This window comes from Aquisphaera insulae (assembly GCF_011064615.1).
Taxonomy (GTDB): Bacteria; Planctomycetota; Planctomycetia; order Isosphaerales; family Isosphaeraceae; genus Aquisphaera; species Aquisphaera insulae.
In genome coordinates this window covers 43,162-57,481 of record NZ_JAALJH010000018.1, presented here as the reverse complement: position 1 = coordinate 57,481, position 14,320 = coordinate 43,162, and the positions used below count along the sequence as shown (strand labels likewise).

Below are 14,320 nucleotides of genomic sequence, written 5' to 3'. Positions count from 1 at the left end.
CAACGCTACGGCGATGAGGTGGCGTCACGCCTCTGGGCACCCGCGGCCGGGATCGAGGTCGGCGAATCTCCAACCCTCTTCCTCGATAGCCCGTTGAGAATGGGCGAACCGACCGAGTACGCCCGGTATGAGCCGAGGTCCGAGAGACGATTCGTGGAGATGTGCGACCGCTGCTCTTGCTACAAAAGCTCCGCGGCGTTGGCCCTGCCCGGCCCGATCCCCGACGCCGAGGCCATGCGGCTTTTGGCCGAGATGCAGGTCGTGGAAATACAGGGCATGCGACGCCTGCACGAATCCTTCTACATCACCCCGCGTCGCAACTTGCGGCGTGAGGGCCCAAGCGGCGAGAGGCTGGCTCGGATCCTGAGCGCGATTCGAATCGACGACTCATGGGCCTACTTCCTGGGCTTCTTCAACGCACGAGATGGCGTGGTCGTGTTCCTTTCCCGCGAGAAATCCGACATCGAAGCATTGTTTCCCCCGTCCGAAGACTCCATCCCGCCCCGGACAGAGGCGGACTGGCTCCACGATCGAGGGGTCATCGAGAGATGGTGAGGCCAGGACGAGAAATGACCATCAAGATCCCCAAACTCAGCCTCGTCGTCCTGGTCGGCCCCAGCGGATCGGGCAAGAGCACGTTCGCGCACAAGCACTTCAAGCCCACCGAGGTGCTCTCCTCCGACGTCTTCCGCGGCATGGTCTCGGACGATGAGAACAGCCAGGAGGCGACGAGGGACGCGTTCGACGTGCTCCGGTACGTGGCGAGCAAGCGGCTGGCGCTCGGGAAGCTGACGGTCATCGACGCGACCAACGTCCAGCCCGAGGCACGCAGGCCGCTCGTGGAGCTGGCCCGGCAGTATCACTGCCTGCCGGTGGCGATCGTGCTGGACCTGCCGGAGCGGATCTGCCACGAGCGCAACGCCGCGCGGCTGGATCGCGCGTTCGGCCCGCACGTGATCCGCAACCAGGCGTCGCAGTTGCGGCGGTCGTTCCGCGGGCTGAGCAAGGAGGGCTTTCGCCACGTCTTCCGGCTCGAATCGTCGGAGGAGGTCGAGGACGCGGTCATCGAGCGCGTGCCGCTCTGGAATGACCGGACGGACGACCACGGGCCGTTCGACATCATCGGCGACGTCCACGGCTGCGGCGATGAGCTGGAGCTGCTGCTCGGGTTGCTGGGCTATGCTCATACCGGACCCGACGGCGCCTGGTCGCATCCGGAGGGGCGCAAGATGGTCTTCGTGGGCGATCTGGTCGACCGCGGACCACGCATCCCGGACGTGGTCCGGCTGGTCATGGACAGCGTCAGGGCCGGGACCGCGCTCTGCGTGCCGGGAAACCACGACGTCAAGTTCGTGCGCGCGGTCTCGGGCAGGAACGTCCAGGTCAGGCACGGCCTCGCGGAATCGCTCAGCCAGTTCGAAGCCTTCGAGGGACATCACGGCGGATTCCGCCGTGCCGCGGCGGAATTCCTCGACGCGCTCGTCAGCCATTACGTCCTCGACGGCGGCAAGCTCGTCGTCGCCCACGCCGGGATGAAGCAGGAGATGCAGGGCAGGGGATCCGGCAAGGTCCGCGAGTTCGCCCTCTACGGAGAAACGACGGGCGAGACCGACGAGTTCGGCCTCCCCGTGCGTTACAACTGGGCGAAGGAGTATCGCGGCGAGGCCATGGTTGTCTATGGCCACACGCCGGTCCCCACTCCGGAGTGGCTCAACCGCACGATCAACATCGACACCGGTTGCGTCTTCGGCGGCAAGCTCACGGCGCTCCGCTACCCGGAGAAGGAGCTCGTCTCGGTCCCCGCCGCGCGGACCTACTGCGAGCCGGCCCGTCCGTTCCTGCCGGTCGAAGAGCAGGCGCCGAGGCTCACGGCCCAGCAGGCGCACGACGAGGTACTCGACGCCGAGGACGTGCTGGGCAAGCGAATCATCTCCACCGGCCTCCGCGGCAACGTGACGATCCGCGAGGAGAACGCCGCCGCGGCGCTCGAGGTCATGAGCCGGTTCGCCGCCGACCCGCGCTGGCTGGTCTACCTGCCGCCGACGATGTCCCCATGCGAGACCAGCCGGGCCGAGGGCCTGCTCGAACATCCCGCGGAGGCGTTCGCCTACTACCGGGCCGAGGGCGTGCCGCAGGTGATCTGCGAGGAGAAGCACATGGGCTCCCGCGCGGTCGTCGTCGCCTGCAAGGACGAGGCGGCGGCCGCGCAGCGGTTCGGCGTGACGACGGGGGAGCTTGGCGTCGTCGCCACGCGGACCGGCCGACGGTTCTTCAACGACCCGGACCTGGAACGACGATTCCTCGACCGTGTCCGCGAGGCCCTCTCGGCGGCGGATATCTGGGGCCGGATCGACACCTCCTGGGTCCTGCTCGACTGCGAACTCATGCCGTGGTCGGCCAAGGCCCAGGAGCTGCTGAAGACGCAGTACGCGGCCGTCGGAGCCGCGGGGTCGGCCGCGACGCCCCGGGCCGTCGCCGCGCTCGAGCGAACGGCGGGCCGGCTGGACGGCGAGGAGCGGGAGAAGATCCTCGCCGCGGAGTCGGTCTACCGCCGTCGGGAGCAGGACATCGCGAAGTTCGTGGCCGCCTACCGTCAGTACTGCTGGAAGGTGGAGTCGCTCGACGACCTGAAGCTGGCGCCGTTTCATCTGCTGGCCTCCGAGGGGCGGGTCCACGTCGACCGCGATCACCTCTGGCACATGGAGACCCTCGCCGAATTCAGCCGGGCCGATCCCGCGCTCCTGGTCGCGACCCGGTCCCTGGTCGTCGACGTCACCGATCCGGCCAGCCAGGAGGCGGGGATTGCCTGGTGGCTCGAGCACACGGGACGGGGCGGCGAGGGGATGGTCGTGAAGCCGCTGGCCTTCCTCCATCGAGGACGGCGCGGACTCGTGCAGCCGGCCGTGAAGTGTCGCGGCCGCGAGTACCTGCGGATCATCTACGGGCCCGAGTACACGGCGGAAGAGAACCTCAGCCGTCTTCGCTCGCGCGGGCTCGGACGCAAGCGTTCGCTCGCCCTCGGCGAGTTCGCGCTCGGGATCGAGGGCCTCGAACGGTTCGTCCGCCGCGAGCCGTTGCGACGTGTCCACGAGTGCGTCTTCGGGGTCCTCGCCCTCGAGAGCGAGCCCGTTGATCCGAGGCTCTGATCCTCACGGGCGAGGCGACCTCCCGCGGAAACCGTCGAGCTGTTCCGGACGGTCATGCCCCTCGCGCAGCAGGTAGCCGGAGTCGGGCTGGAAGCCGCGGAACTGATTGACGCGCCCCGAGGGCCAGGCGACTTCCACGGCCTCGATCCGACCGTCCGCGCCGAGCCCGAAATGGATCCGGGGATCGGAGGCGGACTGGAAGCTGCCACCGCCGGTCCGCCAGGCCACGCGGTTCCCACCGGGGCGGATCAGCGTGACCTTCGCGCCGACGGCGTCCCGGTTTGACCGGGTGCCCTCCAGCCGAAGGGTCAGGAACCGGCCGCCCTCGGTCCGGTTGTGGAAATAAGCCATCGGTTGATTGTGCGAGAGGATCAGCACGTCCTGGCGACCGTCGTTGTCCAGGTCAACGACCGCGAGGCCACGTCCCATGCGGGGGACCTTCCACGCGTCGCCGGAGAGGTCGGAGACGTCCTTCAACCGTCCGTCGGCGCCGGCGAGCAGGACCCGGGCCGGCATCTGGTAGGGGTAGTTGGGTCGGAGGTCGTTGACGTGGCCATTGGCCGTGACCATGTCGAGCCGACCGTCGTCGTTGACGTCGACGAGGCCGACCCCGAAGCCGAGGAGGTGGCGGCTGGCGATCGTCAGGCCGATTGCCTCCGTCGTGTCCGTGAAGGTCCCGCCGCCCAGTCCGCGGAAGAAGGTCGTGGACTCGCCGTAGAAGTTGGTGACGATCAGGTCGATCAGCCCGTCGCCGTCGAGATCGCCCGCGGCGGTCCCCATGCCGGCCTGGTAGATCCCGGACGAGTTGCTGGCCACTCCGGCGAGATGGCCGATCTCCTCGAACCGCATGCCTCCCCGATTGTGGAAGAGGTAATCGGCCGAGGAATCGTTGGCGACGAAGAGGTCCACGCGGCCGTCGGCGTCGAGGTCGGCGGCGACCACGCCGAGTCCGCGGCCGTTGCCGTCGACGATCCCGGCCTCTGCCGTGACGTCGACGAACCGGCCGCCGTCGTTGCGGAAGAGGTGGTCGGGGAGGGCCTCGGAGTCGAGCGGGTTGCAGTTGAGGTACGCCTGCGTCTTGGCGTCGCGGCAAATCTGGGGATGGTCGAGATCCCAGGCCGCGTAGTGGCAGACGTAGAGGTCGAGGTCGCCGTCACCGTCGAGGTCGGCAAACGCCGCGGAGGTGGGCCAGTCGCGGCTCCCACCCAGGCCCCAGTGATCGGTCGCGTCCTCGAAGCGTCCGCCGCCGAGGTTCCGGTAGAGGGCGTAGGACCGCCAGCGGGTCACGAACAGGTCGGGGAGCCCGTCGTTGTCGACGTCGCCCACCGCCACGCCATGACCGTGACCCCGGGGAAAGCAGTCGATGCCCGATCGCGCCGTGATGTCCTCGAAGGTTCCGTCTCCGCGATTGCGGAAGAGCCGGTCCCCCGCGTCGGCGGCGGGCCGGGCTGCCGACGGATCCGGGGTGTAGGGGCCGCCCTGGACGCAGAAGACGTCGAGCCAGCCGTCGTTGTCGACGTCGAGCACCGCCAGACCGCCGCTGAACGGTTCGGGGAGTTGATGGAGGATCGTCTCGGCGTTGTCGAAGACGAAGCGGAGGCCGGCCGACTCGGCGTCGTCGGTGAAGGCGAGGCGGCTATCCGCAGGACGGCTGGGCATGGCCGGCCGACCGGCCCCATGGTCCCCTTCCTGGGGCAGATCGCGGGCCGACTCGGCGAGCGCCTGCCGCCGCTCCGGGTCGTCGCGATCGAGTCGGGCGAGCCCCTCGCGGGCCGCCGGGTCATCAGGGGTCGCCCGCAGGCCCCAGGCGAAGAGCGCGCGGGCCTCGTGACGAAGGCCGGCCGCCTCCGCAAGGCGGGCTAGCTCGATCCGCTCCGAGGGCGTGTGCGGGGGTGCCTTTCGCCAGAGGAGGACGCGGTACGCCGCCATCGCCCCCTCGACGTCGCCCTGGCGTCGTCGCAACTCCGCAACGCGTTCCGCGCGGCCGGCCTGATGGGCCAGGTCGACGAGCCGCTCCATCGCCCGGATCGCCCCCGGCTCGAGCACGAGCAAGGCATCGAGTGCGGAGGCTTCCGCCTCGCGGTCGCCATCCTGCCCCGCGAGCCAGGCGCGGAGGTCGAGCCTCGCGGCCGGGTCGAGGCCATCCCGGCCGAGCCGTCGGGCCGCCTCGATCGCCTCGGCGGTCCGCGACGTGCCACGAGCCCATTCCAGTTGAGCGCGCCAGACCGGCGCGTCGGCCCCGGCTTGCCGGCACTTTCGCAACCAGTCGTCCGCCTCGTCCCAGTGCCCGGCCTCGATCGCCAGCCTGGACTTCCCCAGCCAGACGCGAGCGTCCTCCGGCGCGGCCGTGCCGGCCTTCTCGATCGCCCCCCTCAGGCCCTCGTAGGGGAGGCGGTTGAGGTCGAGATTGCTGAGGTCTCTCAGGTCGTTCAGGGGATCCTCCGCGGCGGCCAGGCGGTCGCGGACGAGCCCCCTGACGTCGTCGAACCGGACCTCGAGCTCGTAGACCCGGCGGAGCAACTCCCGGATCTTCTCACGGACCGGCCCGTCCTGACCGAGGGCCGCCTCGAGTCGACGCTCCGCGGGCAAGAGCCGGCCCCGCGACAGGTTCGCCTTCGCTTCGTGATAGGCGCCGATCGGGTCGAACGCGAACCCGGGAGGGACGCGGTCGAAGGCTCGGGCCGCGGCGTCGGAGTGGCCGTCGAGCGACTCGCAGATGCCCAACCAGTAGTTGGCCATGCCGTCGAGCGCGCCGTCACGGGCCGCGAGGGCCGTCAGCCGCTGACGGGCGATTTCGAACTGGCCGCGGCCGATCTCCCGCTGGGCGAGGCCGAGCTGCCCGCGCGACCGCCAGGCATCGAGACGCATGAAGGCGCCCCAGGCCAGGGCCAGAAGCCCCGCCCCGATCGCGAGTCGTCGCCAGCGTCGCCGCATTCGAATTCCCATCGGCCCAACAATGCCGACCTCATCCTGGCCGATCGAGGTGGGGCGGTCAAGGCCGCCGATACCTGCGGCCCGGGAGGGTGGGGGGCCGCGATCTGGAGGACTCCGCCGCTTCCGACTCGCGGAAGCGGTTGAATCATGAGATGATGAGCCGGCCGCTCCCACGCGGCTCGGTCATCATGCAATGCTCCGTCGTCCCGGGTCCAGGACGCGATGCGTCGCCCGCTCCTGATCACGATGGTCGTGGCCGTGCTCGTGCTGGGCACCTGGCTGGTGGTCCGCGCGGGGGAAGCCCGGCGTTTCCGCGGCGAGCTGGCCCGCGTCCGTGAGGATCTGGATGCACATCGCTATTCGACGGCCCGGAGCCGTCTTTCCCGGCTCGCGTCGCGGCGACCGGCCGACGGCGAGCTCCTGCTCCTGCTGGGAGAATGCGAAAGGCAGCTCGGGCGACCGGACGACGCGCTCGCCGTCTGGGGCCGGATCCCCGAAGGTTCGCCGGAGGGTTCGAAGGCGGCGCTGGCGAGGGGCAGGCTGGCCCTGGCCAGGGGGTGCTATCGGATCGCCGAGCCCAGCCTCCTCGTCGCCATGCGGTCCTCCGGCGAGTCCGGCGAGGAGGCCCGACGACTCCTGGAGGTCCTCTACTGGACGACGGGTCGGCGGGACGCGCATCGGGGGATGCTCCGGGACAGGGCCCGTCGTGAAGCGGATCCTTCCGGGACGCTCCGCGAGCTCTGGATCGCCGACCGCGGGCCTTACCCGGTGGATGCCATCGGCGCGAACCTGGCGAAGGCCCGGCTGTCGGCCCCGGACGACGAGATGGTCTGGCTGGCATCGGCGGACCTGGCGATCCGGACGGGGCGATTCGACGAGGCGGCTGCCTGGCTGGATCGGTGCGAGCGGACGCGGCCCGAGGGCCTTGCGGTCTGGAAAGCCCGCCTCGATCTGGCCAGGGCGGCGGGCCTTCCCGATGAGGCCCGCCGCGCCGCGGGACATCTGCCCCTGACGGCCGTCTCCCGCGGCGAGATGCTGGCGACACGCGCGTGGCTGGCCGAGCGGTCCGGCGATCGCGAGTCCGAGGTCTCGACGCTGGAGATGATGCTCAACCTGGTCCCCGCCGATCACGCCGTCCTGACGCGGTTGGCCGACCTCGACAGCCAGTCCGGCGACCGTGCGAGGGCCGCCGAGCTGCGGCGGCGTGAGGCGGCGGTCGATGCGGCGGTCGACGAGTACAAGCGCCTGATCGACTTGCCCGAGATGGCATCGCATGCCGTCGAGCTCGGGCGGATCGCGGAGTCCCTGGGCCTCTGGTTCGAGGCGAAGCTCTGGTGGACGCTGGCGGCCCGCCGGGATCCGGCGGTCGCCGACGAGGCCCGATCGGCCATCGCCCGCATGGTCGCCGCGGAAGAGGCGTCGGAGAACGTCGGAGAGGGGCTCCTCGTGGACCATCTCGGCGCGGGCTCGTCTCCCGGCCGGGGCGGTTCGTCGGTCGGGCCCGAGCCGATCATACCTCGCTTCGAGGACCAGGCGGCGTCTCGGGGACTGGACTTCCGGCACGATCACGGGCCCAGCCCCGAGCATCAGCTTCCCGAGACCATGTCCGGCGGGGTGGCCGTGCTGGATTTCGATGGCGACGGATGGTTCGACATCTACGCCGTGCAGGGGGGGCCGTTCCCGCCTCGGGAAGCCCGGCCGGCCTTCGGCGACCGACTCTTCCGGAACCTGGGGCAGGGCCGATACCGCGACGTCACCGCGGAGTCCGGCCTTGCCTCGCTGCCGGGCGGATACGGGCACGGCGTCGCGGTGGGCGACTACGACAACGACGGACGGCCGGACCTCTTCGTGACCCGTTGGCGGTCCTACGCCCTCTACCACAACGTCGGCGGCGGGCGGTTCGAGGACGCCACGGCCCGGGCGGGACTCTCGGGAGACCGCGGCTGGCCCACCTCCGCGGCCTGGGGCGACTTCGACAACGACGGCGACCTCGACCTGTACGTCGCCCACTACCTGAGATGGGACTCCGAACATCCGACGCTCTGCGAGTATCCCGGGCGGACGAAGCCCGGCGTCATGTACTGCGGCCCCCTCCTGTTCCCCGCGGAGGCGGACCACCTGTTCCGCAACGACGGCGGGCGTTTCGTCGATGTCACCGGGGAATCGGGGATCGTCGACGAGGATGGCCGGGGCCTGGGCGTGATCACCGCCGACCTCGACGAAGATGGAAAACTCGACATATTCGTGACCAACGACCTGTCGGCGAACCATTTCTTCCGCAATCTCGGCGGCTTCCGATTCGCCCCGCAGGCGATCGAGGCGGGCCTGGCCGCCGGGGCCGAGGGGGGGCACCTGGCCGGCATGGGCGTCGGATACGGCGACATGGACGGGGACGGCCGACTCGACGTGGTCGTCTGCAACTTCTTCAATGAGTCGACGACCCTCTACCACAACCACGGCGGAGGCCTGTTCAGCGATCGATCGGCCGCCACCGGCCTGGCGGCCGCCACCAGGCAGGTGCTGGGATTCGGGGTCTCGGCGTTCGATGCCAACAATGATGGCCGCCTCGACCTGGTGCAGGCGAACGGGCACGTGGCCGATCTCCGACCGGTCTTCCCCTACGCGATGAGGCCTCAGCTCCTGCTCGGCGACGACTCGGGCCGCTTCGTCGACCCCACGGAGCGGGCCGGGCCGGCGTGGCATGGCCTGCTCTTAGGACGCGGCCTGGCCACAGGCGACGTCGACAATGACGGCCGGATGGACATCCTGGTCCTCGGCCAGGGCGATCCCCTGGCCCTCTTCCACAATTCGTCGAATCCCGCGGGGGGGCATCACCTCTCGGTCGCCCTCGAGGGGGTCGCCTCCAATCGCGACGGGGTCGGCTCCATCGTCACGGTGACGGCCGACGGGCGGACTCGGACCGCCGCCCGGTTCGGCGGCGGCAGCTACCAGTCGTCGGGCGATCCCCGGCTGCATTTCGGCCTGGGAACGGCCCGGCGGGTGGATCGCGTCGAGATTCGCTGGCCTTCCGGGAAGACGGACGTCCACGAAAACCTGCGTCCCGACGCCGGCTATCGATTCCGCGAGGGAGAAGCGCCCCCTCGAGCCCTACCGCTTCCCGAGGGGGCCGGCTCGGCGTTGCCTTGAAGGACTTCCACCGGGCGGAATCGACCCGATCGAGGTAGCGGAATGAAAATGCCCCGGAGCCGCGAGGCCCACGGGGCGAGATCCGGACGGTCGAGCGGGCAGCACGCGACCGGAACGGGGTGGAGAGCTGTCGATTCCGGGCTCGCCGAGGCGAGCCCGGAACGGCAAGCTTTGCGGCCTGGGTCTCATCCGGAGCGATCAATAGCTGTCGGATGAGACGACCTCGCCGCCATTCCTGGTGCCCAGGGCCCAGTAGGTCTGCATCGAGATCGTCGACTTGAGGAAGCGGGCGCTACCGTCGCCGAACAGGAAGTTGGCGCCCCCGGGGTGGTTGCTGTTGGCGTTCTGGTACTGGCCGTCGGAGGCATTGGAGTTGGGACTGCCGCCGCGGAGGGCGCACCAGCCGAACCGATAGTTGTTCGCGGAGGGCGGCACGACCGTGTTGATGAGCGTGAAGCCGCCGAGATTCTCGGCCCAGCGGAATCCCTTGCCGTTGCCCGTGCTGCTGGTCTGCGCCACATAGCCTTGCTCGCAGGTCTGAAGGTCGGCCAGCACGGAGTTGTATTGCGAGCTGACATTGGTGACGCCGCACCACCCTCCCGAGCAGAGGGCCGAACCGGCGGAGAGCACCGGCCCGCTCCGGAATTTCACCTGGGGCGTGTTGCCGGAACCGACGAGGGCCTCGCCGAAGGCGATCGTGTTGGAACTGCCGTCCGTACACGTCTGGATGCCGTAGCACTTCTCCGCCTCGGCGAACAGCCCCGACGGGTTGTAGAAGTCCGTCGAGGCGCCGACCGACGCGTGATAGTTGTTCGTCATCCCGGTCCACTGGTCATTCTGCGTGGGTACCGGCGAGAGCCCGTCGGAGGGGCAGATGTACGTGTTGATGGTCACGTTGGTCACCGTGGAGTTGATCGCCCACCCGGCGCTCCAGCAGCAGACCCAGTTGAAGTTGATCGAGTTGTAGAGCGGCTGGCCTTCCATGTAGCCCAGCAAGAGCGCCGAGGCGCTCCAGGTCCCCCAGGAGGCCATGTACCCGTACGAAGACCAGTTCCTCGTCCCGCCCAGCGGGAAGGTATTGTGGGCGGTATGGTAGTTATGGAGCCCGATGCCGACCTGCTTGAGATTGTTGATGCACTGGGCCCTCCTCGCCGCCTCTCGCGCCGACTGGACGGCGGGCAGCAGCAGGGCGATGAGGACGGCGATGATCGCGATCACCACCAGCAATTCGATGAGGGTGAACCCTCGGCGAGATACCGCTCTCATGACATGAATCCTCCTCGTATGAGGTCGGAATGAAAACCGCAAGCCGGCCCGAATCGAGCCGGACTGCTTGCAGCCGGGACGGATCAAGCGAATCGATGATGACTTGCCACCGGGAGGTCGTCACTTCGCCGTTACGGCCTCCATGGTCGGCTCGCGAACGCCGGTCGAGGTCGAGACGATTCGCGAGGACCGGCCCGGAACTCATCAATGCCCCTTCTGTCCGCGAGCCTTCATGGCGTCCCGCATCGACGATTTTGTCTCCTCGGCGATCTTCTTCGCCTCCTCCTTGGAAGGGGGAGTCGAATTCACGGAAACCTGGCCCGAGCAGCCCACGGTCAGGAGCAGGAAGCCGGCCAGCGGGACCAACGCGAACGCACGAACAAGCCGCAAATCACGCATGAATAAACAAGCCTCAGTAAGACCTGGCGTATCGAAAACGCCTTGAGGGGAAGGACTCCCTACATGAGACAGGTTGATCAAGTAGGGTGGGTCGGAGAGACAGCGCGGCCGGACCTTATGAAATTGGTACGGATAGCCCTGAAGAGTGGTGGGAAGGCGAACGCCGAATATCGAGCCAAGGTATATTTCGCCCCGTCCACAAGATCAAGACAATTCCGTGGGCGGTTAAAGAATTGTGGGATTTCCCTTCATTCTCAGGGAATTTCACCCCGGGTTTATTGATCCATCCGGCGCGGCGGGGTCGAGCCGAGTCAGGACGAAACGGCCGGCGGTGGCCGTCGGACGCTCAGATTCGTTGCGGCCCAGAGCGCGCCCGCGGCGACGAGGAGGGCCGTGGCGAGATGGCCGAAGAGCCTCAGCTCGGGGATCGGGCCCAGGGGCTGGAAGGTCTTCTGTTGCGGGAACATGACGGGGCTACCCAGCTCGTAGAGGACCGTCGCCAGCAAGGCACCGAGCACTCCGCCGACGAGGGCGAGGGCCGATCTCCGGCCTCCAAGGCCGAGTCCCAGCGCCAGCCCCGCCACGCCGCCGATCGCCGCCCAGATGCCGCCGTGCGTCCCCATCGCCAGGAAGAACTCCTCCGTGGCATTCTCGGGCGAGGGAGCGGAGTGATGGGCGTTGTAGAAAGGAACGAGGAGCGAGGCACTCAGGGCGCCGGCCGCGGCCCCCAGCGGCAGGCCAATCACGGCCGACGTGAGGGCAGCCCTCGCCGATCGGCGGGCCAGTCCACCCGCCGCGCCGAGCGCCAGGCCGAGCAAGGCACCGAAGGTCCCGTGGCTGGCGATCGCGGTCCGGAACTCGGATTCGATGAGCCGCCGGAAGTGCTCGGCGGGGGCTTTCTCGCGATCGCCCCGGATCCCGGGCGGCAGATCGAGCGAGGGGGCGAAGACCTTGGCGGCGTACTCGCCGCCGGCGAAGCCCGCCAGGCCCGCGAGCAGGCCCGCCGCGACGACCAGAGGCCACGCGCGGCGGGGCAATCGCGCGGCCGTCGGGTCGACGGCCGCGGCCTGGTCGCCCCGCTCGCTCGGATCGAGGAGGGGGTCCCTGGAGCCCGGATCGGAAGGGGAAACCTCGTCGTTCTGCATGGGCCTACGCCTCCGGAGATCGAGGCGGACGCCGCCTCGCGACGCGGGGATTCGATGCTGCGATCTCGTGTCGGGCTCTGTCACCATCCGCGGTGGTGCGCCCGGCACATCGGACCTCGACCGCGATAGACTCCACTCTCGACGACGGCGCGTCAAGCACTCGCCGCCTTGTATTCGTCGGCGCCTTCCGGTCTAGTAGTCCCGATCCTCATACCGCCCCCGATGGGAATCGCGATGGAATCCGGATCTGGGACCAGGAATGCCGGCGCCGTCGGGCCGGTCGATGCAACGGCGAGTCCGTCCCCGCGGTCGGGCGGGATGTCGCCCGCAGAGATCCTGCTCCTGGCGGCGTCCATCGGACTCCTGGCCGGTTGGGTCGATCTCGGGCTCATGCTCCTCAACAGCCGGGTCATCCAGCGGGATTTCGACCGGCTGGGCGGGGATTTCCCCTGGCTCATCCCCTCGGGAGTGACCGCCCTCCTGCTCGCCGTCGGGATGGTCCTCGCCGGCCTGGCCCTGGTCCGCCGTCGGCGGCTTTCGGCGCGGGCGGTCGTCGGAATCCTCGTCCTCGTGGCTTCCCTCAACGCCTGTGCCCGCCTGCCGCTGGAGCTCTGGGCCTCGCTCCTCCTGTCCGCGGGGGTGGCGGTCCAGCTCGGGCGGTGGGCCGGACGTCGCCCCGAGCTCCCGCTCGCGTGGGCTCGCCGGTCTTTCCCGATCCTCGCGGTGACCCTGCTCGCGGTCCTGCTGGCGACCCGCGGCAAGCGTGCCTGGACGGAGCACCGGGCCGTGTCGACCGTGCCTCCGGCCTCCGCCGACGCCCCGAACGTGCTGCTGATCGTCTGGGACACGGTCCGGGCCGCCAACCTCAGCCTCCACGGATATGCCCGCCCGACGACGCCCAACCTGGAGCGACTGGCCGCCCGCGGGACTCGGTTCGACCTGGCCTTCTCGACCTCGTCGTGGACCCTGCCGGCGCACGCCGGCCTCTTCACCGGGCGTTGGCCCCATGAGCTGGGAGTCGACTGGACCTCGCCGCTTCGCCGCGACACCCCGACCATCGCCGAGTACCTCCGCGGCCGCGGCTACGACACGGCCGGCTTCGTGGCCAACCTCGACTACACGAGCGGCGAGACCGGCCTGACTCGCGGGTTCGACCACTACGAGGACTACCCCGTCGACCTCCTCGACACCCTGGACCGCTACATCGGGCTCGGCCATCGGATGGAGCTCTCCACCTGGGGGAGCATCGTGTCGGCCATCGCGGAGAAGGTCACCGGCCGTCCGATGGGCCGGCTCGGGCGCTCGCGCGAACATGCGAAGCGTGCGCCCGACGTCGATCGCGGATTCCTCGACTGGCTCTCCTGGCAACGCGGCCGGAGCCGCCCGTTCTTCGCCTTCCTGAACTACAACGACGCCCACTCGCCCTACGAGGTCCCGGACCCGGCCGCACCCGCATTCGGCATCCGGCCGACGACCCTCCGCGACTTCCTCACCCTCCAGCGCTGGAACCAGATGCCCAAGGCGAGCCTGACGCGCAACGACGTCCAGATGGCCGCGGACGTCTACGACGAGTGCATCGCCTACCTCGACCGTCGACTCGGACGGCTCCTCGACGACCTCGACCGCCGCGGCGTGCTCGGGAACACGATCGTCATCGTCACCGCGGACCACGGCGAGCACCTCGGCGATCACCTCCTGTTCTTCCACGGCTGCAGCCTCTACCGGCAGCTCGTGCACGTCCCGCTCGTCGTCGCGGATCCGAGGGTCGCGGCGACCGGCCGGGTCGTGGCCGGCCCCGTCGGCCTCCGCGACCTTCCGGCGACCATCGCCGAGCTCGTCGGGAAGCCCCAGGGGGTCACATTCCCCGGCCGGTCGCTGGCCCGACTCCTCGGCGATGCCTCCGGGCCCGACGCCGGCGGAACCTCGGAGCCGCTCCTGCTCGAGACGACTCCGCCGCTGGTGATGATGAATGAGGGCCGCGAGCCCGTCGCGAAGGGCCCGATGAGCTCCCTCGTCGCCGGAGGGATGCACTACATCCAGTCCGGCGACGGCTCCGAGGAGCTCTACTCGTTGCGGGGAGACCCCGAGGAGCGATTCAACCTGGCCGGCGCCCCGGCGGCCGCCGAGGCCCTCCAGCGATTCCGCTCCAGCCTCGGCAGCATCCTGAAGGGGAAGAAGCCGTAGCGACCGCCGGCGCGGGCCGCTCGCGACGTGCCGCGAACCGGAGCGTGCCGCCGATCCTCTGCAAGGAGAGGATGTCCAGAAGCGCGGAGGTCTTCGCCC

The 14,320-nt window shown here is 69.4% G+C and carries 8 protein-coding genes; 4 read left to right on the top strand and 4 right to left on the bottom strand.

Features of this window, described 5'->3' with window-relative positions; translation table 11 throughout:
* Nucleotides 1-153: 153 nt before the first annotated feature.
* Nucleotides 154-555 carry a hypothetical protein gene (locus tag G6O54_RS12550; RefSeq protein ID WP_165225590.1) on the top strand — a complete coding sequence of 134 codons (402 nt, stop codon included), beginning with the start codon at nt 154-156 and terminating at the stop codon, nt 553-555.
* A 14-nt stretch (nt 556-569) separates the two neighbouring features.
* The gene (locus G6O54_RS12545) at nt 570-3,146 is read left to right on the top strand and encodes a polynucleotide kinase-phosphatase (RefSeq protein ID WP_165225587.1); all 2,577 of its coding nucleotides are present in this window, start codon (nt 570-572) and stop codon (nt 3,144-3,146) included.
* A gap of 3 nt (nt 3,147-3,149) precedes the next feature.
* Here G6O54_RS12545 and G6O54_RS12540 read toward each other — a convergent pair whose 3' ends face one another.
* Complete coding sequence (locus tag G6O54_RS12540) at nt 3,150-6,080, bottom strand: CRTAC1 family protein (protein WP_165225584.1); 2,931 nt, start codon at nt 6,078-6,080, stop codon at nt 3,150-3,152.
* Nucleotides 6,081-6,302: 222 nt separating this feature from the next.
* Here G6O54_RS12540 and G6O54_RS12535 point away from each other — a divergent pair, with 222 nt between their 5' ends.
* Nucleotides 6,303-9,227 (top strand): CRTAC1 family protein, encoded by a 2,925-nt coding sequence (locus tag G6O54_RS12535; protein WP_165225581.1) that lies wholly within the window; start codon nt 6,303-6,305, stop codon nt 9,225-9,227.
* A 198-nt stretch (nt 9,228-9,425) separates the two neighbouring features.
* Here the strand turns inward: G6O54_RS12535 and G6O54_RS12530 are convergent, their stop codons facing one another.
* The 3 genes from G6O54_RS12530 to G6O54_RS12520 form a co-directional block, all read right to left on the bottom strand.
* Nucleotides 9,426-10,493 (bottom strand): DUF1559 domain-containing protein, encoded by a 1,068-nt coding sequence (locus G6O54_RS12530; protein WP_165225718.1) that lies wholly within the window; start codon nt 10,491-10,493, stop codon nt 9,426-9,428.
* A gap of 204 nt (nt 10,494-10,697) precedes the next feature.
* Entirely contained in the window at nt 10,698-10,892 is a 195-nt protein-coding gene (locus tag G6O54_RS12525; protein WP_165225578.1) for a hypothetical protein, read from the bottom strand.
* A gap of 311 nt (nt 10,893-11,203) precedes the next feature.
* Complete coding sequence (locus tag G6O54_RS12520) at nt 11,204-12,037, bottom strand: hypothetical protein (protein ID WP_165225575.1); 834 nt, start codon at nt 12,035-12,037, stop codon at nt 11,204-11,206.
* A gap of 318 nt (nt 12,038-12,355) precedes the next feature.
* On the opposite strand from G6O54_RS12520, the gene G6O54_RS12515 reads away from it, so the two are divergent.
* On the top strand, nt 12,356-14,221 hold the full coding sequence (locus G6O54_RS12515; RefSeq protein WP_165225572.1) for a sulfatase: 1,866 nt from the start codon (nt 12,356-12,358) through the stop codon (nt 14,219-14,221).
* Nucleotides 14,222-14,320: the final 99 nt, after the last annotated feature.